This is a genomic window from Modicisalibacter ilicicola DSM 19980, assembly GCF_900128925.1.
GTDB lineage: Bacteria > Pseudomonadota > Gammaproteobacteria > Pseudomonadales > Halomonadaceae > Modicisalibacter > Modicisalibacter ilicicola.
This window is the reverse complement of the sequence record NZ_FQUJ01000004.1, coordinates 206,116-228,384: the sequence shown is the minus strand read 5'-3', so window position 1 is coordinate 228,384 and position 22,269 is coordinate 206,116. Positions and strand designations below refer to the sequence as shown.

General features: G+C 62.3%; 24 protein-coding genes. 7 read left to right on the top strand and 17 right to left on the bottom strand.

What is annotated here, in order from left to right; all coding sequences use genetic code 11:
* Positions 1 to 48 precede the first annotated feature (48 nt).
* Both BUA41_RS05605 and BUA41_RS05600 read right to left on the bottom strand, forming a co-directional pair.
* Complete coding sequence (locus tag BUA41_RS05605; RefSeq protein ID WP_072820585.1) at positions 49 to 1,053, bottom strand: glutathione S-transferase family protein; 1,005 nt, start codon at positions 1,051 to 1,053, stop codon at positions 49 to 51.
* Positions 1,054 to 1,136: 83 nt separating this feature from the next.
* On the bottom strand, positions 1,137 to 2,042 hold the full coding sequence (locus BUA41_RS05600; RefSeq protein WP_072820582.1) for a LysR family transcriptional regulator: 906 nt from the start codon (positions 2,040 to 2,042) through the stop codon (positions 1,137 to 1,139).
* A 99-nt stretch (positions 2,043 to 2,141) separates the two neighbouring features.
* Between BUA41_RS05600 and BUA41_RS05595 the strand changes: the two genes are divergently transcribed.
* Together BUA41_RS05595 and wrbA are read left to right on the top strand one after the other, a co-directional pair.
* Positions 2,142 to 2,972 carry a pirin family protein gene (locus tag BUA41_RS05595; RefSeq protein ID WP_072820580.1) on the top strand — a complete coding sequence of 277 codons (831 nt, stop codon included), beginning with the start codon at positions 2,142 to 2,144 and terminating at the stop codon, positions 2,970 to 2,972.
* 57 nt (positions 2,973 to 3,029) lie between these two features.
* Complete coding sequence (wrbA, locus tag BUA41_RS05590; RefSeq protein ID WP_072820577.1) at positions 3,030 to 3,629, top strand: NAD(P)H:quinone oxidoreductase; 600 nt, start codon at positions 3,030 to 3,032, stop codon at positions 3,627 to 3,629.
* 60 nt (positions 3,630 to 3,689) lie between these two features.
* Here the strand turns inward: wrbA and BUA41_RS05585 are convergent, their stop codons facing one another.
* Genes BUA41_RS05585 through BUA41_RS05570 form a run of 4 tightly spaced genes read right to left on the bottom strand, consistent with a single transcriptional unit; the run spans position 3,690 to position 7,357 of the window.
* Positions 3,690 to 4,514 (bottom strand): alpha/beta fold hydrolase, encoded by an 825-nt coding sequence (locus BUA41_RS05585; protein WP_072820574.1) that lies wholly within the window; start codon positions 4,512 to 4,514, stop codon positions 3,690 to 3,692.
* 16 nt (positions 4,515 to 4,530) lie between these two features.
* A complete protein-coding gene (pcaF, locus tag BUA41_RS05580; RefSeq protein ID WP_072820571.1) occupies positions 4,531 to 5,751 on the bottom strand; it encodes a 3-oxoadipyl-CoA thiolase in 1,221 nt (406 codons plus the stop codon).
* Positions 5,748 to 6,539, bottom strand: coding sequence for a CoA-transferase subunit beta (locus tag BUA41_RS05575; RefSeq protein ID WP_072820568.1), 792 nt, complete (start codon positions 6,537 to 6,539; stop codon positions 5,748 to 5,750). The genes pcaF and BUA41_RS05575 overlap by 4 nt, the downstream gene beginning before the upstream one ends.
* Positions 6,536 to 7,357, bottom strand: coding sequence for a CoA transferase subunit A (locus BUA41_RS05570; protein WP_072820565.1), 822 nt, complete (start codon positions 7,355 to 7,357; stop codon positions 6,536 to 6,538). Before BUA41_RS05570 ends, BUA41_RS05575 begins: the two co-directional genes overlap by 4 nt.
* A gap of 269 nt (positions 7,358 to 7,626) precedes the next feature.
* Here BUA41_RS05570 and BUA41_RS05565 point away from each other — a divergent pair, with 269 nt between their 5' ends.
* Positions 7,627 to 8,418, top strand: coding sequence for an IclR family transcriptional regulator domain-containing protein (locus tag BUA41_RS05565; protein WP_175546932.1), 792 nt, complete (start codon positions 7,627 to 7,629; stop codon positions 8,416 to 8,418).
* A 127-nt stretch (positions 8,419 to 8,545) separates the two neighbouring features.
* On the opposite strand, the gene BUA41_RS05560 is transcribed toward BUA41_RS05565, so the two are convergent.
* The gene (locus BUA41_RS05560; RefSeq protein ID WP_217652776.1) at positions 8,546 to 9,433 is read right to left on the bottom strand and encodes a LysR family transcriptional regulator; all 888 of its coding nucleotides are present in this window, start codon (positions 9,431 to 9,433) and stop codon (positions 8,546 to 8,548) included.
* Between the two features lie 126 nt (positions 9,434 to 9,559).
* Here BUA41_RS05560 and BUA41_RS05555 point away from each other — a divergent pair, with 126 nt between their 5' ends.
* The 3 genes from BUA41_RS05555 (at position 9,560) to BUA41_RS19185 (ending at position 11,222) form a co-directional block, all read left to right on the top strand.
* Positions 9,560 to 10,384 (top strand): DODA-type extradiol aromatic ring-opening family dioxygenase, encoded by an 825-nt coding sequence (locus BUA41_RS05555; protein ID WP_072820559.1) that lies wholly within the window; start codon positions 9,560 to 9,562, stop codon positions 10,382 to 10,384.
* Between the two features lie 87 nt (positions 10,385 to 10,471).
* Positions 10,472 to 10,927, top strand: coding sequence for a DoxX family protein (locus BUA41_RS05550; RefSeq protein WP_072820557.1), 456 nt, complete (start codon positions 10,472 to 10,474; stop codon positions 10,925 to 10,927).
* A gap of 151 nt (positions 10,928 to 11,078) precedes the next feature.
* Entirely contained in the window at positions 11,079 to 11,222 is a 144-nt protein-coding gene (locus tag BUA41_RS19185; protein ID WP_175546931.1) for a hypothetical protein, read from the top strand.
* A gap of 146 nt (positions 11,223 to 11,368) precedes the next feature.
* Here BUA41_RS19185 and BUA41_RS05545 read toward each other — a convergent pair whose 3' ends face one another.
* The 9 genes from BUA41_RS05545 to BUA41_RS05505 all read right to left on the bottom strand — a co-directional run bounded on the left by BUA41_RS05545 (position 11,369) and on the right by BUA41_RS05505 (position 20,201).
* Positions 11,369 to 12,562 carry a benzoate/H(+) symporter BenE family transporter gene (locus BUA41_RS05545; protein WP_281247822.1) on the bottom strand — a complete coding sequence of 398 codons (1,194 nt, stop codon included), beginning with the start codon at positions 12,560 to 12,562 and terminating at the stop codon, positions 11,369 to 11,371.
* A 128-nt stretch (positions 12,563 to 12,690) separates the two neighbouring features.
* Positions 12,691 to 13,944: a benzoate/H(+) symporter BenE family transporter gene (locus tag BUA41_RS05540; RefSeq protein WP_072820552.1), complete on the bottom strand. Its 1,254-nt coding sequence runs from the start codon at positions 13,942 to 13,944 to the stop codon at positions 12,691 to 12,693.
* 49 nt (positions 13,945 to 13,993) lie between these two features.
* A complete protein-coding gene (gene benD, locus BUA41_RS05535; RefSeq protein WP_072820549.1) occupies positions 13,994 to 14,788 on the bottom strand; it encodes a benzoate diol dehydrogenase BenD in 795 nt (264 codons plus the stop codon).
* Complete coding sequence (gene benC / locus BUA41_RS05530; RefSeq protein ID WP_072820546.1) at positions 14,785 to 15,816, bottom strand: benzoate 1,2-dioxygenase electron transfer component BenC; 1,032 nt, start codon at positions 15,814 to 15,816, stop codon at positions 14,785 to 14,787. Before benC ends, benD begins: the two co-directional genes overlap by 4 nt.
* 28 nt (positions 15,817 to 15,844) lie before the next feature.
* Positions 15,845 to 16,336, bottom strand: a complete 492-nt coding sequence (benB, locus tag BUA41_RS05525; RefSeq protein WP_072820544.1) for a benzoate 1,2-dioxygenase small subunit — start codon at positions 16,334 to 16,336, stop codon at positions 15,845 to 15,847.
* A gap of 34 nt (positions 16,337 to 16,370) precedes the next feature.
* Positions 16,371 to 17,741 (bottom strand): Rieske 2Fe-2S domain-containing protein, encoded by a 1,371-nt coding sequence (locus BUA41_RS05520; RefSeq protein WP_072820541.1) that lies wholly within the window; start codon positions 17,739 to 17,741, stop codon positions 16,371 to 16,373.
* Between the two features lie 34 nt (positions 17,742 to 17,775).
* A complete protein-coding gene (gene catA, locus BUA41_RS05515) occupies positions 17,776 to 18,714 on the bottom strand; it encodes a catechol 1,2-dioxygenase (protein ID WP_072820539.1) in 939 nt (312 codons plus the stop codon).
* A 41-nt stretch (positions 18,715 to 18,755) separates the two neighbouring features.
* The gene (catC, locus tag BUA41_RS05510) at positions 18,756 to 19,046 is read right to left on the bottom strand and encodes a muconolactone Delta-isomerase (protein WP_072820537.1); all 291 of its coding nucleotides are present in this window, start codon (positions 19,044 to 19,046) and stop codon (positions 18,756 to 18,758) included.
* A gap of 36 nt (positions 19,047 to 19,082) precedes the next feature.
* Positions 19,083 to 20,201 (bottom strand): muconate cycloisomerase family protein, encoded by a 1,119-nt coding sequence (locus BUA41_RS05505; RefSeq protein ID WP_072820815.1) that lies wholly within the window; start codon positions 20,199 to 20,201, stop codon positions 19,083 to 19,085.
* Between the two features lie 104 nt (positions 20,202 to 20,305).
* On the opposite strand from BUA41_RS05505, the gene BUA41_RS05500 reads away from it, so the two are divergent.
* A complete protein-coding gene (locus BUA41_RS05500) occupies positions 20,306 to 21,208 on the top strand; it encodes a LysR family transcriptional regulator (RefSeq protein WP_072820535.1) in 903 nt (300 codons plus the stop codon).
* 84 nt (positions 21,209 to 21,292) lie between these two features.
* On the opposite strand, the gene BUA41_RS05495 is transcribed toward BUA41_RS05500, so the two are convergent.
* Positions 21,293 to 22,222, bottom strand: a complete 930-nt coding sequence (locus BUA41_RS05495; protein ID WP_072820533.1) for a LysR family transcriptional regulator — start codon at positions 22,220 to 22,222, stop codon at positions 21,293 to 21,295.
* Positions 22,223 to 22,269: the final 47 nt, after the last annotated feature.

Below are 22,269 nucleotides of genomic sequence, written 5' to 3'. Positions count from 1 at the left end.
GCCACCAGCGGCGCCTTACCACAAGGGATTCTATGTGCCTTCATGCCCTCAGGCATTCGTGACAACCCCGCGCCCGGGCAGGCGTTCCCGGTCGTGGGGGCGATCCAGATCGAGAACCGGCCCTCGCGGCACGATGCGGGTGGGGTTGATAGTGTCGTGGCTGTAGTAGTAGTGGCGCTGGATATGCGCGAAGTCCACCGTCTCCTTGACCCCCGGCCACTGGTAGAGCTCGCGCAGGTAATGGGAGAGGTTCGGGTAGTCCTCGATGCGCCGCAGGTTGCACTTGAAGTGACCGTGATAGACCGCGTCGAAGCGGATCAGGGTGGTGAACAGGCGGATGTCCGCCTCGGTGAGCCACTCCCCGGCCAGGTAGCGCTGTTCGGCAAGCCGCGCCTCCATCCGGTCGAGCGCCTCGAACAGGGCGATGACATGCTTGTCGTAGACCGCCTGGTCGGTGGCGAACCCGGCCTTGTAGACGCCGTTGTTGATGTGGTCGTAGACGTCCGCATTGACGGCGTCGATGGCCTCGCGCAGCGGCTCGGGATAGAAATCCAGGTGATTGCCGGTCAGCCCGTCGAAGGCGGTGTTGAAGATGCGCACCAGGTCGGCGGATTCGTTGTTGACCAGGCGTTCCTGGTGCTTGTCCCACAGCGCCGGTACCGTGACCCGCCCGGTGTAGTGCGGATCGGTCAGGGTATAGAGCCGGTGATGGTACTCCACGCCATTGACCGCATCGCCGCTGGAGCCCTCGTCCCGATGGTAGCTCCAGCCCTGGTCGAGCATCAGCGGGCTGGTATGCGACACACCGACGAGCCCCTCCAGGCCCTTGAGCTTGCGCAGGATCAGGGTGCGGTGCGCCCAGGGGCAGGCCAGGGAGACGTAGAGGTGATAGCGGTCCTGAACCGCGGGAAGCCCCGGCTGCCCCTGAGGGCCCGGGCCACCATCCGCCGTCACCCAGTCGCGCAGCTTGGCGGACTCGCGGACGAATTCGCCGCCATGCTTGTTGGTATCGTACCACTGGTCATGCCATTCGCCTTCGATCAACAGACCCATGAGACTCTCCTCCGGTTGGCTGTGGAATCCTGACCCAGCGTAAACCTATTTTCTCGATCCTTCCGCGCAACTTTTCCACCCATTCATTCGATATCATCGAATGGAGAGCGATTTCCAGCTGCCTGTTTCAATGCACTGGCCATGGTCCGGGTCGCGGGGCCGGCCCGATCCCGATCGCTGAAGATCAGTTGCATGGGCACCAGGCGAACGCCTCCCTCGCCCAACGGCAACGGCTTCAAGCGACCGCCTTCGAGGGCATCGCGGAGCCGGGTCTCGGGAAACCAGGCAAAGCCCAGCCCGCGTTCGAGCATGTCCCGGGAGGTGGCCAGGTGGCTGACGGTCCAGCGCCGCTCGGCCTTGAGCCAGCCGGCATCCATCGACTGGTGAAGCGCCGAGTCCCGCACCACCAGTTGGCGGTGCTGCTCCAGATCGCGCAGGTCGAGCGAACGCCCCAGCCGATGCAGGGGGTGGTCGACGTGGGCCACGGCGACGAAGCGCTGCGTGGCCAGGGGTTCGCCCAGAAACCCCTGAGCCGGGATGGAAGAGACAACCAGATCGGCGCGTCCGTCGTAGAGCATCTCCACCGCGCCGTTGAGCACCGTCTCGTGGAGTTGCACGCGCACCAGCGGGTACTCGACGGCGAAGGCATCCAGGGCCTGGGCCAAGGTGTCCGGCGGAAAGCTCTGATCCACCGCAAGCACGACTTCGGTCTCCAGCCCCTGGACCAGGCTCTGGGCCACCTCCTCGAGCGCCTCGGCATTCTCGATCAGCTGGCGTGCCCGGCGCAGCAACATCTCGCCGGCCTCGGTCAGGCGCACCTGGCGCCCGACGGGTTCGAGCAATGCCACGCCGAGCTGCGACTCCAGCTTGTGCACCGCATGGTTAAGGGTCGAGGCGCTCTTGTGGACGGCCTCGGCGGCCCGGGCAAAACCGCCGTGATCGACGACCGCCGCCAGCATCCGCCATTGCGCCAGGGTAACCCGCGACATTTCGTTTTCCTCGAATGGTTCGAGCGAAATTATGCGCTTAACTTTCGAAAAAGCAATCCTAGACTGAGCATCAGGGTCACGATTCTTACGGAGGTTTCCATGACGCAGCGCGCTATCGAACGCCGACTACGCCGCCATCCCAGCCAGGATGGCGACGGTGTCAAGATTTCCCGAATCCACGACTTCGGTGGCGGCCTCGACCCCTTCCTGATGCTCGACGAGCTCGGTTCCGAACATCCCGACGACTACATCGGCGGCTTCCCGCCCCATCCTCATCGTGGCATTCAGACCCTGACCTACGTGCTCAACGGTGGCCTAACCCACGAGGACCATCTCGGTCACGCGAGCACCATCGGCCCCGGCGACGCCCAGTGGATGCACACCGGCCACGGCATCATCCATTCCGAGATGCCGCTGACCGATAGCCAAGGGCTGCATGCGTTCCAGCTGTGGCTGAACCTGCCCGCCCGGGACAAGCTCAGCGCCGCGACCTACCGCGACGTGAAGGCCGATCAGATGCCGCGAATCGCCGCCGCGGGGAGTGAGCTGATTGCCCTGGGAGGCGACTGGTGGCTCGATGGCGAGGGTGTCAGCGGGCCGCTGGACGCCCTGGCCGGCCACGGGGCAGTGGCGCACCTGAGGTTTTCGCCCGGGGCGCTGACCCTCGAGCAGGCCGCAGCGACATTCCTGCTCTATGTGTTCGAGGGTCGGCTCGAGGCAGGCGGGGAGAAGCTCGAGCAAGGCGAGCTGGCACGCTTCGGCCCGGGAAACGAGGTGCTACTGAGTGGCGACACTCACGCCCAGGCCCTGCTCCTGGCGGGCACCCCATACAACGAGCCCATCGCTCACTACGGCCCTTTCGTGATGAATACCCGGGAGGAGCTCGACCAGGCGTTGCGCGACTATCGCGACGGCACCCTGGCGCAGTAACGCTTCGTCACTTTTTCGAGGGCTTACGCCCACAATGAAGCAACGGAGAAGATCGCCATGACCAAGGTACTCGTACTCTACTACTCCATGTATGGCCATATCGAAACCCTGGCCAGCACCATCGCCGAGGGGGCACGTCGGGTGGAGGGCGTCGACGTGACCCTCAAGCGCGTGCCGGAAACCATGGACGCCGAGGCCTTCAAGGCCGCCGGTGGCAAGACGGATCAAGCCGCCGGCGTCGCCTCGCCCCAGGAACTGGCGGACTACGACGCCATCCTGCTCGGCACCCCGACCCGCTTCGGCAACATGTGCGGCCAGATGCGCACCTTCTTCGACCAGACCGGTGGACTCTGGGCCAAGGGTGCGCTGGTCGGCAAGGTCGCGAGTGTCTTCACCTCCACCGGCACCGGGGGCGGCGAGGAGATGACCATCACCTCGGTATGGACGACCCTGGCCCACCACGGCATGGTGATCGTGCCGATCGGCTACGCCACGCCGGAGCTGTTCGATATCTCGAAGGTCAGCGGCGGCACCCCCTATGGTGCCTCGACCCTTGCCGGCGGCGACGGCTCGCGTCAGCCCGACGAGCGTGAGCTGGCCATCGCCCGCTTCCAGGGCGAACACGTGGCCAAGGTGGCGACCAGGCTCAAGGGGTGAATGTCGAGGCCGTCGGGCGGCTGCGCAGGCTGCCCTCGCCAAGGATTTCCTCGCGGCTATTCAGGCCTTCCGCGCCCCCTGCTCATCGATATCTGAGCGATCCGCGGCCAGCCAGGCCAACAGGCGCCTGGCAACTGCCTCGGGAGATTCCACCGAGGGCACGTGGGCGAAATTCTCGAGGATCTCCAGAGGCGCGTCGTCACACTCCGCCGCCAGCGTCTTCAAGGTTTCCGGGGGCGTGGCCATGTCCTCGCTGCCACCCAGAAGGTGTACAGCGACACCGCTGACCTTGAGCCTGCCTCGAAAATCGGTGCGCCCGAGCATCTCGCAGCACTTGGCATAGCTCTCGCCGTCGGTGCGCGCCATCTGTACCTTCCAGCCGGCCTCCAGGGCCGGTTCATTCTCGAGCTTGGCCGCAGAGAACCAGCGCGGCACGACCTCGCCGGTCAACGCCGCGATACCTTCCTCGCGCACACGGCGGGCACGGGTGTTCCAATTATCGGCACTACCGATTACCGCCCCGGTATTGGTCAGGGTCATGGATAGCAGTTTTTCGGCGTGATCCACCAGTAACTGCTGCCCCACGACACCACCGATGGAGGTGCCCACGAAATGAAAGCGCGATACCCCGGCCTGCTCGGCTAAAGCCAGCGCCTCGCCTGCCAGATCCTGAGGGGTGATCTCCTCCTGCCCCCAGGCCTGGCTGGCACCATGACCCGGCAGGTCCCAGGTCAGCACCCGATAGCGTGGCAACAGCGCCAGCAGAACGTCGTCCCACACCGCCTGGGTCATGCCTAACGGATGCGCCAGCAACACTAACGGATTGGTCGAATCGCCCAGCAGGCGGTAGGCAACGCTGCGACCATCGATATTCACAAATGCCATGCAACCTCCTGTTGTCCTATGCCCGCTCGATCAGCGTGGCAATCCCCTGCCCCACCCCGATGCACATGGTGCATAAAGCGTAGCGCTTTTGCTGCTTGTGTAGCTCATGGGCGGCGGTGAGCAACAAGCGCGCCCCGGACATGCCCAGCGGGTGGCCGAGGGCGATGCCGCCACCGTTGGGATTGACCCGCGGATCGTCGTCGGCAATACCCAGCTCGCGCATGCAGGCCAGGGCCTGGGCGGCGAAGGCTTCGTTGAGTTCGATGATGTCGATATCATCGATTGACATGCCGAGGCGATCAAGCAGCTTGCGGGTCGCCGGCACCGGGCCGATGCCCATGATGCGTGGTTCGACCCCGGCGGTGGCCATGCCGACGACGCGCGCCATGGGCGTGAGGCCGTGCTGCTTCAGCGCCGCGTCGCTGGCGACCAGCATGGCCGCGGCACCGTCGTTGACGCCGGAAGCATTGCCGGCGGTGACGCTGCCGTCCTCACGAAACGGGGTGGGCAACGTGGCCAGCTTCTCCCGGGTGGTGCCCGGACGCGGATGCTCGTCGATGTCGAAGATCAGCGGTTCCTGCTTGCGTCGCGGGATCTCGATGGCGGTGATCTCCTGAGCGAAGCGTCCCGCCTGTTGCGCCCGCTCGGCCTTCTGCTGGGAGCGCAGGGCGAAGGCGTCCTGGTCCTCGCGCGAGACCTTGAACTGTTCGGCGACGTTCTCGGCGGTCTCGGGCATGGAGTGGGTGTCGTAGACCTGCTTCATCAACGGATTGACGAAGCGCCAGCCGATGGTGGTGTCCTCGATCGCCTGATTGCGCGCAAAGGCCGTCTCGGCCTTGCCCATCACGAAGGGAGCTCGGGACATGGACTCCACGCCGCCGGCCAGGGCCAGCTCGAATTCACCGGCCTTGATGGCGCGAAAGGCGGTACCCACCGCGTCCATGCCGGAGCCGCACAGGCGGTTCATGGTGGTGCCGGGCACCGAGGTCGGCAGGCCCGCCAGCAGCGCCGACATGCGCGCCACGTTGCGGTTGTCCTCGCCGGCCTGATTGGCGCAACCCATGATCACCTCCTCGATGGCGGCGGGATCGAGGCTCGACGCCTCGGCCAGCACCGCCTTGAAGATGTCGGCGGCGAAATCGTCGGGACGTACCGCGGCGAGGGTGCCGCCGAAACGACCCACGGCCGTGCGGCGTGGGTGACACAGGTAAACCGAATTGCTGTCGGCCTGACTCATGATCTCTCCCCCGGCGCTTCGCCGGCATGGTGGCGGGCGGTGCGCTCTTTAAGTTCGCGCAGTACCTCGAGTTCACGGGCGTACGGCTCGGGGGTGGTCTCGAGCGCATCGGTGAAGCGAATCTCCCAGCCGGTGGCCTCGATCACGTCTTCCTTCGTAACGCCGGGGTGCAGTGATGTGACGGTGAGTTCCTTGGTATCCGGGTCCGGCCTCATCATGCACAGATCGGTGATCACTCGGGTCGGCCCCTTGCCGATGTTGGGTACGCCGTCGCGCCCCTTGCCGTCACGCCCAAAGCCCAGGGTGGTGACGAAGTCCACGTCCTTGACGAAGGTACGCTTGGAGTGCTTCAAGGTGACGAAGACCTCCCCGGCGCAGGTGGCAATCTCCGGCGCGCCACCGCCGCCGGGTAGGCGCACCTTGGGCGCGGCGTAATCGCCAATCAGGGTGGTGTTGAGATTGGCGAAGCGGTCGATCTGGGCGGTGCCCAGGAAACCCACGCTGACGTGGCCGCCCTGCAGCCAGTAGCGGAACATCTCGGGCACCGAAACCGTGGTCAACGCCGACTCGCACAGCTCGCCGTCACCGATGGACAGCGGCAACACTTCCGGCATGGTCTGCAGGGTGCCAGATTCGTAGATCAGCACCACGTCCGGGGCGTGGGTCAGGCGCGCCAGGTTGGCGGCCTCGGAAGGCAGGCCGATGCCGACGAAGCAGGTCATGCCGTTTTCCAGGGCGCGGGCGGCGGTGACGGTCATCATCTCTGCGGAGGTGTAATCGGTACTCATTGCTGGGCTCCTCCTGCGTTGTAGACATTCTCGTCGAGCCAGGTGCTAAAGGCGTCACGGTCCCGGGCGATGGTGTCCCACTCCTTGTAGAAGCGGTTGTTGCGTGGGTAGTAACCGTGGGCATAAGAGGGATAGGCGCCCTGCTCGGCCACGGCGATGGCGCTGATCGCCCAGCCGGGGATGACGCAGGCGTTGGGCTCGACGCCCAGGTCGTCGACGACTTCCTCGACGGTGACGATGCTCGACTTGGCGGCCAGCACGGCCTCCTTCTGCACACCGATGATGCCCTCCACCAGCACGTTGCCCTGCCGGTCGGCCTTCTGAGCATGCACGATGGAGACGTCCGGGCGCACCGAGGGCACTGCGGCCAGAGGCTCGCCAGTGAAGGGGCAGTCGATGAACTTGATCTGGTCGTTGACCTTGGGCAGATCACTGCCCACGTAGCCACGCAATACCGCCAACGGTAGGCCTGCTGCCCCCGCCTCGTAGGCGCAGGCCATGGCGGCATGGCTGTGCTCGAGAATCTCGATCTTGTGGGGCCAGCCTTTCTCCACGGCATCGCGTAGACGGTGCAGCGAACCAACGCCAGGATTACCACCCCAGGAGAAGATCAACTTCTTGACACAGCCGGCGCCGATCAACTGGTCGTAGATCAGATCCGGGGTCATGCGGATCAGTGTCAGCTCACGCTTGCCTTGACGGATCACCTCGTGGCCCGCCGCGAAGGGAATCAGGTGGGTGAAGCCTTCCATGCACACGGTGGCGCCATCGTCGACGTAGCGGGCCACCGCGTCATGCAGGCTCAGGAACTCAGCCATGATCGCTTACCTCTCGCTCTTGATTGTTCGCTTGGTGAACATAGGTTTGTAATACGAACAAATTAAGCGCTTAACGCCGGTCCGTCAAATCCAAAAAAAGTGCGAGCGAGCCCTCAGAGAACGAGGAGAAGCGATATTTTCCTGAAGTATGAAACGGTTAAACTGCGGGAGGAAAATGGGGCATTAGACTAAAATCGAACATATATCCGCCATGCGAACGATATGCTAGATTGGAAGGGCAGATACCTCGCTATGAAGGATTCCGCCCCATGGACGCTCTCCTGCAGGACGACACCCTGACCCCCGATGACCGTGATTTTGTTACCGCCCTGGCCAGCGGGCTGGAGGTCATTCTGGCCTTCGATGCCGCCAATCCTCGCATGACGCTGAGCGAGGTGGCGGCGCGTACCGGCATGAATCGCGCCAAAGCGCGGCGCTTCCTATTGACGCTGCATGCGCTCGGTTATGTCCGCAAGGAGCAGCGTCACTTCACGTTGGCACCCAAGGTGTTGCAGCTAGGCTATGCCTTCCTCTCGGCCAACAACTATCGCTCGGTGATCCAGCAGTACCTTGAAGACATCACCCTCGAAAGCGGCGAGTCCTCTTCGCTGGGTGTGCTGGATGGCGACGAGGTCATCTACTTGGCGCGCTCCGCCGCCAAGCATCGTCTGATGGCGATCTCGCTTGCCGTGGGCACACGCCTGCCCGCGGCCTACACCTCCATGGGCCGGGTGTTGCTGGCGCAGTTGCCGGACAGAGAACTCGAGACCTATCTCGACAGGGTCACGCTCGAGCGCCATACCGACAAGTCCATCGTCGATCGCACCCAGCTGCGCAACTGCCTTTTCATGGTGCGACAGCAGGGTTATTGCATCGTCGATCAGGAGCTGGATTCGGGGTTGCGTTCCCTGGCGATACCCGTCTTCGATGCCAACGACAGGCTGCTGGGCGCGATCAACATCAGCACCAACGCCTCACGCATCGACTTCGAGACCTTGCGCGATACTTTCCTGCCGCTGCTCCAGGACAAGGCTCGGCTGATCCGCGCCAACGTGAGCTGACGTCTCGAGATCGATGTTGCTGAACCACCGTTCTGGAAGCGATCCTTTCCGACCACGGGAACCACGCCATTACCAGGAGCCAGATCGATAATCGACTTTGGTCAAACAAACCATCATTGCCCTCACGTCACCATGCATTCGGTGCGTTGGCGAACACCTCTAGCAGGTAGTCGATCATGACCCGGACCTTGGCCGGCGGCCGCCTCTGGGACGGGTAAAGTGCATGGATTCCTCCGGTATCGATACTGGCAAGATCCAGCCCGATACTCTCGAGCTTACCGCGATTCAGTGCATCCGCCACGATGAATTCCGGCTGATAGATGATCCCCAAGCCGCCCACGGCCATAGTCAATAACGCCTCACCGTTGTTGGCGGTGATGTTGCCTGCGATGGGCACTCGCACTTCCCCCTCTGGACCGAAGGCCCACTCTTGGGGACCGACCGAGGTCGAGAGGGTATAGCCCAGGCAGTTATGTTGACTCAGGTCGCTGACTCGTTGCGGGGTACCGTGGCGGTGGAGGTATGCCGGAGCGGCACATACCAGCATCTTGCACTCCCCCAGCTTCCTTGCCCGCAATGGGCTGTCGCCCAGACGACCGATACGAATGGCCAGATCCCAGCCCCCTTCCAGCAGGTCGACCTGGGTATCGCTCAGTCCCAACTCGACGCTCAAGGCGGGGTGACGCCTCATAAAGGCCGGCAGGAGAGGCGAAATGAACCGAGTGCCGAAGGAGAGCGGTATGTTCACACGCAACAGCCCCGAGGCCTCTATTCGCCGCGAGGCGACATCCGCCTCCACCTCGTCGATCTCTGCCAGGATGCGCCGGCATGCGTCGAGGTAAGTGGCACCCGCCTCGGTCAGGTGCAGCCGCCGCGTGGTGCGATGCAGCAGCTTGATCCCTAGTCGTGCCTCCAAGGCATCCACATGTCTGGCTGCCATGGCCGGCGACACTCCAAGCCAGCGTGCCGCGCCGGATAAGCTGCCGGTGGTGACCGCCTGAACGAAAATGCGCATTCCCGTCATACGATCCAGCATCTTATTTATCACTCTTAGTAAAAGGTGTATGTAATTTTAGCTCTATTATCATTCATTAAGGCAAAATCCATACTGGTTACACGCTTTCATGACGAGATAGTACGTATGCCACCCCTCACACTCGCCTTACCCACGGTTTTGCCGACACTGTTCATTCCGCACGGTGCCGGGCCCTGCTTCTTCATGGCGTGGAATCCGCCCGAGGCCTGGAAGGCCATGGCCGACTTCCTGCAAGGCGTGCAGGCAACTCTGCCCTGCCAACCGAAGGCCATCCTGCTGGTATCGGCGCATTGGCTGGCACCGACATTCAATGTCACCAGCAGTGCTCACCCGGCATTGATCTACGACTATTACGGCTTCCCGGATCACACTTACCAATTGCGCTACGATGCACCCGGCGATCCAGCATTGGCGTCACGCATCGGTGAATTGCTGGGACATGCAGGTATTGCCAACCATCAAGACGGGCAGCGTGGTTTCGATCACGGCATGTTCATCCCCCTCAAGCTGATGTTTCCCGCCGCGGAGATTCCGGTGGTGCAGCTCTCCCTGCGCCGGGACCTCGACCCTGAGGGGCATCTGCAGGCCGGGCGAGCGCTGATGTCATTGCGGGAGGAAGGCGTACTGATCGTGGGCAGCGGCATGAGCTTTCATAACATGCAAGGCTATGGTGACCCGCGCTTCGCGCCGATCTCCGACGAGTTCGACACCTGGCTGGGCGACACCGTTTCAGCCGAGCCGGTGCGACGTGATACGGCGCTGGGTAACTGGGCCCAAGCGCCTGCTGCCCATCTTTGCCATCCCCCCGGCGCCGAGGAGCACCTACTGCCACTGCTGGTGGCAGCCGGTGCCGCAGGAAGCTCCCGTGGCCGGCGGATATTTTCCGATCGCGTCATGGAGACCACTCTCTCGGCGTTTCGCTTCCCCTGAAAGCACCGATGCGTTCAGGCAATGACTCCTGGCGCCACACGGGCGCCGCAACACAGATAGCTATCCCCTAGAGAAGAGAGAAACCACATGAACCTAGCATTGAAGCAACTTCTGGATACTCACGACGGCCTGGCGCCCCTGGCACTGCGCGTTCCCGCCGGCATCATCTTCATGGCTCACGGCAGCCAGAAGCTCTTCGGCTGGTTCGGTGGCGGCGGACTCGAGGGTACCGGCCAGTGGCTGGCCTCGATCGGCCTCGCTCCGGGCTACCTGATGGCCCTGCTCGCCGGCGGGGCGGAATTCTTTGGCGGCCTGGCACTGCTCATCGGTCTGCTGGTGCGTCCGGCGTCGGCCGTCCTGGCTATCACCATGCTGGTCGCCATCTTCAGCGTACATACCGGCAATGGCCTGTTCATGAGCAATAACGGCTACGAGTTCGCCCTGGCCCTGCTGGCCATCTCGATCTCCCTGGCCACCAGTGGAGCAGGGCGGCTAGGGCTGGATCGCTTGCTGATCGAACGGTTCCAGCCAGGTGTCACCTGAAGACGGCTTGAACGGAGGCTCCCAGGACACCACGCCATATCCAACGCCGGCTACGCCGGCGAGGACATGGCCCAACCTCGGTACTTGATTCTTCTGTTCACGTCCTCCACATAGACAGAGGGAGAGATGAAACATCGACAGGAGGAATCCGATGAAACGCTATATCGTTGCGGCAGTGGCCAACTGGCTGAGGAAGCCCGAGAACCGCGAGAAGGCCAAGCAGCAGGCACGGCAGATGTGGAACAAGTATCAAAAGCGCAAAGGGGCCTCGGGAAACAGAGTCAATCGGCAATAAAAGCTCTACGCATCCTTTTACACCCCTCCTGCCAGTTGCGAATTCGTCCAAGCGTTCAAGAAGCTTATGCCGCCAAGCTTGATCCATCATGCGGTCGTAAGAGTTTCTAGCCATCCTGGAGCGACGGGATCGTGCGTAAGCTGAGTTTACGCTTTCGATTCAGCACACTGTGAAACGGCCGCCCTGCGGCTGCTGGTATTCAATATTGCATGAGCTACACTCCCGATCACCACTCCCCAGAAGGCAGAGCCGAGGCCGAACAGACTCATGCCCGATGCGGTGGCCATGAAGGTGATGATTGCGGCTTCGCGATGCGCCACCTCGGCGACGGCGGCAACGATGTTGTTGCCGATCGCGCCGATCAGGGCCAAGCCCGCCAGCACGGCGACGAAGGCGGCGGGCAGCGAGGTGAAGAGCGTCACGATGGTACCGGCGAACAGCCCGCCGACCAGATAGAAGGCGCCATTGGCGATACCCGCCACGTAGCGCTTGTCCGGGTCTTCATGAGCATCCTTGCCGGTACAGATCGCCGCGGTGATTGCCGCCACCACCGTGGTGATACCCCCGAACAGTGCCATCACCAGGGACACCAGGCTGGTGACGGTAATGATGGGCTTGGCCTGGGTGTGATAGCCTGCGGCGCGCATGATCGCCATGCCAGGCAGGAACTGTCCCGTCAGGCTGACCAGCACCAGCGGCAAGGCCAGACTCAGGGTGCCGCTCCAGGTCCATTCGGGGGCGATGAAAACGGGTGTCGCCAGTTGCCATTGCACGCCCGCAAGCGACGCATTTTCCAGCCACACCGCCAGCACGATGCCGGTCAGTAATAGCAGAATCAGGCAGTAGCGCGGCAGCAGACGCTTGAAGACCAGATAAGCGCTCAGCATGCCGATGGCAAGCGCCGGCGTGGTCTCGATGGCCAGGAAGGCCTCGAGACCGAACTGAAATAAAATGCCCGCCATCATGCCCGCCGCAATCCCCTTGGGAATGAGTTGCACCAGGCGATCAAAGGAGCCGGTGATGCCAATCACCAAGATGGCTACGGCGGCCACGATATAGGCCCCTATTGCCTCGTTGAGCGAAAGCTCCGGGAACAGCGTGACCAGCAGTGCCGTGCCGGGGGCCGACCAGGCAGTGATCACCGGCGCCTTCAGCCAGACACTCAAGACGATGCCGGAGACCGCCGCCCCCATTGAAATCGCCCACACCCAAGAGGTCATCGTCGCAGTGGAGATATCGGCACTCTGGGCGGCCTGAAAGAAGATAGCCAACGGGCCGGAATAGGAAATCAGCACCGCCAGAAATCCTGCGGTGGTCGCCGACAACGACCAGTCTTTCATCAATGTCCTGAACATCAAAATCCCTCGCCGATCTGAAAAAGCCCACGCTTGGGAACAGCTCGCGGGCTAGAAGGATAAATACCGGGCGATACCGGGATCATTGCAGATACCCGGTATGCGTCAGCTCATCATGCCGCCGGCTCGTCCGTGAGCGACTTATCATTAACTCGGCGGGTGAATTCGAAGTCCTTGAACTCGACGAGCATCGAGAGCCCCACCCCCAACACCAGCGCCCAGAAGGAGGAGCCGATACCGAGAATCTGAATCCCGGATACGGCGATCAGGAAAGAAAACATTGCGCCGACTTCATGCTTGCCGGAGAAGGTTATGTACATCGCCGAGCCGATCACACGCAGCAGCGCCAGGCCGGCGATGATGGCGATGAAATAGCTCGGCATGATCTCGATCAGGCTAAACACGAAACCATAAAAAGGCGCCGCCACGACGAAGATGATGCCAACGATGACGGCAGCCACCCAACGCTTGTCGTGACTGCCTGCCTCTGGCCCCGAGCAGATACCGGTCATAGGTGCGGCGATGCAGGTGCTATGCAGGTTGAAGAAGGCGGAAATCATGGTGCCGAAGCCACCCACGGCGGTGATGGCATTGGCTGGCGCACTCTTGTATCCCATGCCCTTGACCAAGCCTACCCCGGCAGGCGTTTCCATGCCTACCAGGATCAGCGACAAGGGAAGACCATAGGCCAGGAACGCTTCAAGGGTGAACGTGGGCATGATGAATTCGGGGAACTTTATCGAGAACTCCACAGTAGAGAAGTCGGCACCGAAAAATGCCATGTAGGCGACACCGACCAGCAAGGCGACGACCAGCGGTGGCACCCGGCGCAGGTAGCGCGCCGCCATGAAGAAGGACAGGATCATAATGACCGCCGGCAGCATGGCGTTCTGCAGCGGCATCACCATATTGGTACCGAACTTGAGTAGAATACCCGCGACCATGCCCATGACGATGGGCATCGGAATCAACCGCATGACCATGCTCATCATCCCGGCCAGACCGACAACCAGCGAGATAGCGCCGGCGATCAGCGTCGCACCCAAGGCTTCATTGAGTCCCACGATGGGAATGATGGCCGCGAACAGCAGCGCGCCGGGAATGGAGTTGGCCATCGGCAGGGGCAGCCGATAGTAAGCCGGCATGAAGAGCCCAAACAGCCCGTTGATCATCAAATAGCTGATGACCCACAGCAAGGTGAATTCCTGAGGGAGGCCAGCGGCGGTGCCAGCACTGATATGAATGATCCCGGCACTGAGGCCGAAGATACCGGCCACTAGACCGGCGCTGAAATTGTCTGCATTGAGGTCTCTAATGAAGTCGCGGGGCGCCGACATGAGACCCACACCTTTTTCGATATGTTTCACGTTGTTCTCCAGGGGATTATTGTCATTAGAATTCGAGCGAATCGGTCAACTAACCCAGGTCGCCTCCCGCCACAGGCATCACGGTGCCGGTGATGTAGCTGGCATCATCAGAGGCCAGAAACAGGATTGGGCCGGCCTGTTCGTCCAGGGTGCCGTAGCGGTGCATCAGGCTGGAAGCCGTGGTCTGATCGACCAGCTGCTGATACCAGGCCTTTTCCTGCTCGCTCTGGGTATCGTTGTTGCGAGGTGTCAGCCGCGGCGGCGCCTCGGTGCCACCGGGGGCGGTGGCGTTGATGCGCACGCCGGCATCGGCATAGTCGATGGCCAGTGCCACGGTCAGGGCGTTGACACCACCCTTGGCCGCGGCATAGGGCACCCGATTGACGCCTCGCGTGGCCACGGAGGAAACGTTGACGATGTTGCCTTGAGTCTCGAGCAGATGCGGCAGGGCTGCGCGACAGCACCACAGCGTCGGGAACAGCGAGCGGCGTATTTCGGACTCAATCTGCGCCGGCTCGTAATGGCCGTAGGGCTTGGCCCATATGGTGCCCCCGACGTTGTTGATCAGAATGTCGATACGCCCGAAGTGCTCTCGAGTTCGTTGCATGACATCCTCGGCGCCTTCCCAGGTCTCGAGATCCGCCTGCAAGGCGATAGAGTCGATACTCTGCCTGCGCAGCTCCTCGGCCAATTCCTTCACATAATCGGCACGATCCACCAGCGCCAGGCGCGCACCCTCCATGGCGGCGCGTTCGGCGACCCGCCGCCCGATACCCTGAGCGGCGCCGGTGACCACCATCACTCGATCCTGAAAGCGAGAAGGCCTGCCACGGTCGATACTCATGCGGCACCCTCCTGCTTGACCTGGTTGGGTGTGAATTTCTCGTAGTGAAAGCTCTGGGGCGCGATGCCCTGGTCGTCGAAATAGTGCAGCACTGCGTCCACCATCGGCGGCGGCCCGCACAGGTATACGTCCACATCGCCGTCGTTGAGCACCTGCTGGTCCATGTGATGGGTCACATAGCCCTTGCGTGGGTTCTGGCTTGCCTCGTCCACGACCACGGTGGTGTAACTGAAGCTCGGCAGCTTCTCCGCGAAGGCGTCCAAGGCTTCGAGCTTGACCAGATGGTCGTCCTTGTTGACGCCGTAGATCATGTGAATCGGGGCATCGCAACCCTTCTCCACCAGCTGCGCGAGCATCGACAGGAAAGGGGCCAGGCCGGTGCCGCCGGCGAGCATCAGCACTGGGCGAGTCACCTCGCGCAGATAGAAGCTGCCCATGGGGCCGGTCAAGCTCAGCCGCTCGCCCTGCTGGGCCCGCTCGGTCAGGTAAGCGCTCATCACGCCACCCGGGATGTTGCGAATCAGGAAGGTGGCACGCTTTTCCCCGGGTAGTGAACTGAAGGAGTAGGAGCGATGCTCACCGCTACCGGGCACATCGATATGGATGTACTGACCCGGCAGGAAGGCCAGCTCGGTGTTCTCGTCCAGATCGACGGCGAGTTCGATGCTATCCTCGGAAAGCGGCTCGATATGGGCCACCGTGCCTTCGAGCTTGCCCACCGCGGTCTTGCACAAGGTCGAGGCCACCGGCACCTGAATCACGCAATCGGAGCTCGGCACCATCTGGCAGGTCAGCACCAGGCCTTCGGCCTCCTCTTCCTCGGAAAGTGCGTCTTCCAGATAGTCGTCACCCAGGTCGAAGTCTCCCTGCACGCAGTGACCCTTGCAGGTCCCGCAGACCCCATCCGAGCAGTCCATCGGCAGGTTGACCTTCTGGCGATAGGCGGCATCGAGCACCGTTTCACCTTCCTTGCAGCCGATGAAACGGGTCACGCCGTCCTCGAAGTTGAGGGCTATGTGGTAACTCATGCTCCTACTCCTCCCATCGGTTCACCGATCAGACGTGATAGATGTCGATGACCTGATGGATGCTGTCGTTGTTGAGCTGCACGGTTTTCTTTTCGATCAGCGGCGTCTCGCCGGACACGTCCAGGGTGTAGAAGGAGGTGCCGTAATAGGCGATCGTTTCCTGATAGCGGTAGCTCAGGGTGTGCCAGTTGAAGCGCAGCTCCACCTTGTCGTCCTGCTGGCTCAACACCTCCAGGTTGGAAACCTGGTGGGTGGTGCGTGGCTCGGGGAGACTGGTGGCACCGGAACGCTCGGTCTTGATGCGATAGACCCGATCCTCCAAGCCCTCGCGGTTGGGGTAGTAGATCAACGACACATCGTTTTGCGGATCCGTGACCAGGGTGTCGTCGTCGTCCCAGGTCGGCATCCAGAACACTGCATTCTTGCTGTAACAGGTCAGCCACTCGTCCCACTCGCGGTCGTCCAGCAGCCGCGCCTCGCGGTGGATGAAGGCCTGAATATCGAGAAAGTTCATACTCATGTGATGCACTCCCATTCTTGTGTCGTGATGACGATCAAGCGCTCTCGGCGGCGATGTACTGGCTACGCTCCTTGTCGATGGCGCGCAGCATCTCCTGGACCCAGTGCTTGTGGTGCATCACGTACAGCCCTTCGTCTTCCGGGGCCGCACCGCTCATCAATGGTTTCATATCGATGGCACGGGCATTGTCGTCGGCGCCCTCGATCCACTGCTTGGCCCCCCGGGAAAGGTCGTTCCACTCGGACGCATGGGCCGCATAGCCTTTCTGGCAAGCGCGGAACTCCTCGAGATCGTCCGGGGTACCCATGCCGCTGGCGTTGAAGAAATCCTCATACTGGCGGATGCGCACAGCGCGGTTCTCCGGGGATTCGTTTTTGGGCGCGAAGCAGTAGATGGTGACTTCGCTCTTGTCCACTGCCAGTGGACGTATCACCCGAATCTGGGTGGAGAATTGGTCCATCAGGTAGACGTTGGGGTAGAGGCAGAGATTGCGGGTCTGATTGACGATGGAGTCGGTACGCGCCTCACCGAGCCGATCCTTGAGCTCGTCCTGACGGGTATACACCGGGCGCACTTCCGGATTGAGCAGCCGTGTCCACAGCATCATGTGGCCATTCTCGTAGGAGTAGAACCCACCGACGCTCTTCGACCAGCCATCTGCGTCCACCGCCTTGGTACCGCCGGCATCGTAGTTGCGGCGGCTCATGGTGGAGGCGTAGTTCCAGTGCACGGAACTGACGTGATACCCATCGGCCCCGTTTTCCGCCCCCAATTTCCAGTTGCCCTCGAAGGTATAAGTAGAAGCACCGCGCAGCACTTCAATGCCTTCCGGCGCCTGATCGACGATGTTGTCGATGATCTTGGTGGTCTCACCAAGATGTTCCTTGAGCGGCAGCACATCATCGCTCAGGCTGCCGAACAGGAAACCGCGATAGTTCTCGAAGCGCGGCAGCTTCTTCAGATCATGAGAGCCCTCCTTCTTGAAGCCGTCCGGATAGGCGCCGGTCTTCTCGTTCTTGGCCTTGAGCAACTTGCCGTCGTTCTTGAACGACCAGCCGTGGAACGGGCAGGTGAAGGTGCCCTTGTTGCCGCGCTTCTTGCGACATAACGTAGCGCCGCGGTGACTACAGGTGTTGAGCATCGCATGCAGCTCGCCTTGCTTGTCCCGGGTGATGACCACCGGCTGGCGCCCCATGAACAAGGTGTAGTAGTCCCCAGGCTCGGGGACCTGGCTCTCGTGTGCCAGGAACAGCCAGTTGCCTTCAAAGACATGCTTCATTTCCAGCTCGAAGAAGTCCGGTTCGGTGAACATGCTGCGATGGCAGCGAAAGATACCGTTCTCCGGGTCGTCGACGACGGCGCCGCGAACACGCTTTTCGAGATGATCGAGTCGTTGTGTTGTCATGGTGGCACTCCTCTTTCTCAAGCTTCGGATCGGATCAGACTTCGCCTTCCAGCGCACGGGCCCGCTTGTGACGCTGCTGCATCTCGGGGTCTTCGGTCGCCGGCAGCACCACATCGAACACCACCTCGGTGAAGGGGCCCTGTAGGTGGCGCTTCTCGGCCTCGGCCTTGTCCTCGATGCGCTTGCCTTCCACCACCAGCTCCTCGCGGGTGGCAAAGGCGAAGTCATCGAAGGTGTAGGGGTCGCCGGCCAGATTGATCTGGGTGGTCAGATGGCGATACCCCGGGGCGGAGAAGAAGAAATGGATATGCGCCGGGCGCTGACCGTGCCGGCCGAGCAGATCGAGCACCTGTTGGGTGGGACTATCCGGCGGACAGCCATAGCCGGAGGGAATGATGCTGCGCGCGCTGTAGCGCCCCTCGCCGTCGGCGATGATGGTGCGACGCAGGTGGTAGTCGGACTGGGACGGATCGAAGAAGGAGTAGTTACCCTTCGAGTCCGCGTGCCAGATCTCCACCTGAGCCCCAGGAATCGGCTCGCCTGCGGTGTCCCGCACCTGCCCGGTCAGCCACATGACCTCGGCGTTGGTATCCGACCCGTCATCCATGCGCGCGAAGCCCTCCGAGACCGGCGCGCCGGCGACATACAGCGGTCCTTCGATGGTGCGTGGGGTGGCACCTTCGATCGCGGCCTGGGCTTCGGCGGCGTCCATGCGCATATCCAGGTAGTGATCGAAGCCCAGTCCTGGCGCGAGCAGGCCGCCCTGCTTACCACTGCCTAGCTCGTTGAGGAGGTTGACTGCGCCCCAGAACTCGTCCGGCGAGACGTCGAAGTCGTCGATCAGTCGATACAGATCGGACAGCAGGCGATGCATGATCTGCTTGGCACGATCGCTGCCGCCCTCCTTGTCGAAACCGCTGACGGCTTTCAGAAAGTCCTGTACTTCCGGGGTGTCGTAGATATTCACGTTCATGGTGGTGTCCTCATCGTTATGATTGTTCTGCCAAGGCAGGTCTAGGAGTCGTCCTCGCGAATCGACGACGGGTGGCGGCACAGCGGCTTGACGCTGATCTCCATGTAAGGAAACAGCGGCAGGTTGCTGATCAGGTCCTGCAACTCGGCGTTGTCCTGGACATCGAAGAGGCTAACGTTGGCGTAGCTGCCGGCGACCCTCCACAGGTGGCGCCACTTGCCTTGTCGTTGCAGCTCCTGGGCGTAGGCCTTCTCCTTCGCCTTGATCTCGCTGGCCTGTTCGGCCGGCATAGACGGCGGTAGCTTGACGGTCATTTCCACGTGAAACAGCATGCGATTCTCCTGTCTGGCGTGACGCCTTGATGCGCCTTACTGGCGCGCATAGTGGCGCAACTTGTCTTCGTCGAGGCTGATGCCCAGCCCCGGCCCCTTGGGTAACGCGATACCGAAGTCGCGATAGGCCAGTGGTTCGGCGACGATGTCGTCCTTGAGCAGCAGGGGTGCGAACATCTCGGTGCCCCAGGCCATCTCGTCCAGCGTCGCCCAGGCGTGCAGGGCGGCAGCGGTGCCGATGGAGCCCTCCAGCAAGGTGCCACCGTAGAGGCCGATACCCGCGGTCTGAGCCAGATCGCCCAATCCCAACACGCTGCGCGGACCGCCGGACTTGGCGATCTTGAGCGCGAAGGCACCACTGAAGCCGCCACCGATCAGATCGAGGCCATCGCGTGCGTCCTGCACCGCCTCGTCGGCCAGCATCGGCACCTCGAAGCGATTGGCCAGGCGGATCAAGCCGGCCTGCTCGCGGGCGGGGATCGGCTGTTCGATGAGCTCGATACCGGCCTCCTGCAGGGCGGCAATGCCGCGCACCGCGGTGGACTCGTCCCAGGCCTGATTGAGATCGACCCGGATGCCGGCGTGCTCACCGAGCGCCGCCTTGATGGCCGCCACGTGGCGCACATCCTCATCCACGGGCTTGGCCCCGATCTTGAGCTTGAAGTCGCCGTGGCGGCGGGTCTCGAGATGCTGAAAGGCCTCGTCGATATCCCGCTGGGTATCGCCGCTGGCCAGCACCCAGAGCACCGGCAGATGATCGTGCCGCGCCCCGCCGAGCAGCTCCGCCACGGAGAGCCCCAGGCGCTTGCCCTGGGCGTCGAGCAGTGCGGTTTCCAGGGCCGACTTGGCGATGGCATTGCCGCGAACATGTCGGTTCAGCCGGGCACGCAGCGCATTAAGGTTACTCGATGGCTGGCCGATCAATAGCGGTGCCAGATAGGCATCGATGTTGCACTTGATGCTCTCGGGGCTTTCCGGGCCATAGCTCAAACCGCCGATGGTAGTGCCCTCGCCCAGCCCTTCGATGCCATCGGAATGACGCATGCGCACGATCACCAGGGTCTGGCATGCCATGGTGGCCACCGACAGCTTGTGGGGCCGGATGGTCGGCAGGTCGACCAGCAATGTCTCGATGGATTCGATCGATGGGGTCATGGGGCGCATTCAGCTCTAGGGTCAAAGAAGATAGGAAGAGCTTGACCCCCTACGGACAAAGCAACCAATATCGATTGAGTGCCTTGCCATACCCTGGAGGTATCGTGGAACTACGCCACCTGCGCTATTTCTGTGTCGTGGCCGAGGAGCTAAACCTGACCCGCGCCGCCGAGCGGCTGCACATGGCGCAACCACCGCTGACCCGGCAGATCAAGCAATTGGAGAGACACCTGGGTGCTCCCCTTTTCCAGCGCCATTCGCGGGGCCTGGTGCTGACACCGCCGGGTCAGTTCTTCCACGAGCACGCCCTTCAGATCCTTGAAAAGATTGATGTCACCGTGACATCCACGCGCCACATGGCGCGTAGCAAACACCGGATATTCGGTATCGGCTTCGTGCCATCGGTGTTCTACGGGCAGTTGCCCCTACTGGTGCGAGGATTACGACAAAAGGATGACCTTGAGCTGACATTGGCGGAGTTGACCACGGTGCAGCAGGTTCAGGCGCTCAAGGCGGGGCGCATCGACATGGGATTCGGTCGGCTGTTGATCGATGATCCGGAGGTCGTGCAGGAGGTGTTGTTCGAGGAGCCGATGATGGCGGCGCTTCCGGCGGGCCACGCCTTGGAAGGCACACGGCCTACCCTGGCGCAGTTGGCCGAGGATCACTTGATCCTGTTTCCTGCCACCCCCAGACCCAGCCTGGCGGACATGGTGCTGGGGCTGTTCCGTCGCCGTGGGCTCAAGGTTCAGGTGGCGCAGGAGGCCAACGAACTGCAAACCGCGCTTGGGCTGGTGGTCTCGGGGCTCGGAATCACCCTGGTTCCCGAACAGGTGAGTCGACTCACGCGCGACGGCATCGTTTATGCCTATCTGGCGGATAGCGGCATCACCACCCCCATCATCTGTAGTCGCCGCAAGGGCGAGCCGCCCTCGGAGGTCATGCAAGCGGCCAACGAGATCCTGGAGGTGCTGGTGGAGAATCGCCGCAGCGGACGATACCCCTAGCCTAGCCTGCCAAGGCAAGAAAGAACCAAGGGGCTACCAGGTCAATGGAGTTTTCGTGGGAATCACGCCGGGTCCGGCCTCGTTTCAGCTCGCTTGCGGCGGCGAGAGCACTTCCACCATGCAGTTGCGGAATACCTCCGTGGAGCGAGAGCAGTGATGCTTGCTAGTGCCGAGATAGAACTGGCTTTCGAACCCCGGCGTATCGGGCAGAAGGACGCGCATCAGCCCCTCCTCGACCCAGTGGTCGGCGTAGTGCTTCGGCAGGTAGCCGATATAGCGGCCGCTCAGGATCAGCAGTGCATTGCTTTCCATGTGCGAGACGATCGGGCCCTCGAGCGGTGTCCGCGGGTTGTCGGTCGAGGAGAGTGAAGCGTAGCTCTTGTCGGTCAAGGTAGTGTGTTCGAGCGCCTCGGCGATCCGCGAAGAATCGGTTTCATGGAACAGCGGGTGGTCGGCCCCGCAGTAGAGCTGCTGGCGTTCGGTGAACACGGGCACGCTCTCCACGGACTCATGGGAGGGCTCCACGGGGGTGAGGATGCAGTGATAACGCCCTTCGAGCAGGCCCTGAAGGAGTTCTTCGGGCGAGGAGATATCCACGTGCAAATGGACCCCGGGGGCGCATTCCGAGAAGTTCTGGAATGCCTTCGGCAACGGGGCCGCCCGGTTCGTCGCCAGGGCGTCGACGACCCCGAAATGCAGATCGCCGCTGAGGTTGCCCCGCACGTCGGCCACGACATCGCGAAAGCCGCTGATCGAGTCGAACAGCGGCGTCAGGCTCTTGTGGATTCGCTCGCCCTCCTCGGTGAGGGCGAAGCCCTTGCGGCCGCGCTCGCAGAGCGTGAAACCGAGACGCTCCTCGAGTTGCTTGAGCTGGATGCTGATCGTCGACAACGACAGGCCCAGTACCTGCTGCGCCGCTGCGAGCCCCTGGGCCTGCACCACGGCATGAAAGACGCGCAGCAGTTTCAGGTCGAAATCGGTAAGGTTCGGGACATTGGGATGTCGTGCGGTCATGGGTCATCGACCATAGCTGGACGAAGCGGGCGTAGCTCAATTTAGAC

What these genes read in the sequence shown, in the direction of transcription:
- BUA41_RS05560 (WP_217652776.1), bottom strand. Translation starts at nt 9,433, where the DNA reads ATGCGCATTTTCGTTCAGGCGGTCACCACCGGCAGCTTATCCGGCGCG.
- BUA41_RS05545 (WP_281247822.1), bottom strand. Translation starts at nt 12,562, where the DNA reads ATGAAAGACTGGTCGTTGTCGGCGACCACCGCAGGATTTCTGGCGGTG.
- BUA41_RS05600 (WP_072820582.1), bottom strand. Translation starts at nt 2,042, where the DNA reads ATGTCGCGGGTTACCCTGGCGCAATGGCGGATGCTGGCGGCGGTCGTC.
- pcaF (WP_072820571.1), bottom strand. Translation starts at nt 5,751, where the DNA reads ATGAGTCAGGCCGACAGCAATTCGGTTTACCTGTGTCACCCACGCCGC.
- BUA41_RS19185 (WP_175546931.1), top strand. Translation starts at nt 11,079, where the DNA reads ATGAAACGCTATATCGTTGCGGCAGTGGCCAACTGGCTGAGGAAGCCC.
- benC (WP_072820546.1), bottom strand. Translation starts at nt 15,816, where the DNA reads ATGAGTTACCACATAGCCCTCAACTTCGAGGACGGCGTGACCCGTTTC.
- BUA41_RS05565 (WP_175546932.1), top strand. Translation starts at nt 7,627, where the DNA reads ATGGACGCTCTCCTGCAGGACGACACCCTGACCCCCGATGACCGTGAT.
- wrbA (WP_072820577.1), top strand. Translation starts at nt 3,030, where the DNA reads ATGACCAAGGTACTCGTACTCTACTACTCCATGTATGGCCATATCGAA.
- BUA41_RS05520 (WP_072820541.1), bottom strand. Translation starts at nt 17,741, where the DNA reads ATGACAACACAACGACTCGATCATCTCGAAAAGCGTGTTCGCGGCGCC.
- BUA41_RS05550 (WP_072820557.1), top strand. Translation starts at nt 10,472, where the DNA reads ATGAACCTAGCATTGAAGCAACTTCTGGATACTCACGACGGCCTGGCG.
- BUA41_RS05570 (WP_072820565.1), bottom strand. Translation starts at nt 7,357, where the DNA reads ATGGCTGAGTTCCTGAGCCTGCATGACGCGGTGGCCCGCTACGTCGAC.
- BUA41_RS05505 (WP_072820815.1), bottom strand. Translation starts at nt 20,201, where the DNA reads ATGACCCCATCGATCGAATCCATCGAGACATTGCTGGTCGACCTGCCG.
- benD (WP_072820549.1), bottom strand. Translation starts at nt 14,788, where the DNA reads ATGAGTATCGACCGTGGCAGGCCTTCTCGCTTTCAGGATCGAGTGATG.
- BUA41_RS05605 (WP_072820585.1), bottom strand. Translation starts at nt 1,053, where the DNA reads ATGGGTCTGTTGATCGAAGGCGAATGGCATGACCAGTGGTACGATACC.
- BUA41_RS05495 (WP_072820533.1), bottom strand. Translation starts at nt 22,222, where the DNA reads ATGACCGCACGACATCCCAATGTCCCGAACCTTACCGATTTCGACCTG.
- catC (WP_072820537.1), bottom strand. Translation starts at nt 19,046, where the DNA reads ATGCTGTTTCACGTGGAAATGACCGTCAAGCTACCGCCGTCTATGCCG.
- BUA41_RS05595 (WP_072820580.1), top strand. Translation starts at nt 2,142, where the DNA reads ATGACGCAGCGCGCTATCGAACGCCGACTACGCCGCCATCCCAGCCAG.
- benB (WP_072820544.1), bottom strand. Translation starts at nt 16,336, where the DNA reads ATGAGTATGAACTTTCTCGATATTCAGGCCTTCATCCACCGCGAGGCG.
- BUA41_RS05575 (WP_072820568.1), bottom strand. Translation starts at nt 6,539, where the DNA reads ATGAGTACCGATTACACCTCCGCAGAGATGATGACCGTCACCGCCGCC.
- BUA41_RS05585 (WP_072820574.1), bottom strand. Translation starts at nt 4,514, where the DNA reads ATGGCATTTGTGAATATCGATGGTCGCAGCGTTGCCTACCGCCTGCTG.
- BUA41_RS05555 (WP_072820559.1), top strand. Translation starts at nt 9,560, where the DNA reads ATGCCACCCCTCACACTCGCCTTACCCACGGTTTTGCCGACACTGTTC.
- catA (WP_072820539.1), bottom strand. Translation starts at nt 18,714, where the DNA reads ATGAACGTGAATATCTACGACACCCCGGAAGTACAGGACTTTCTGAAA.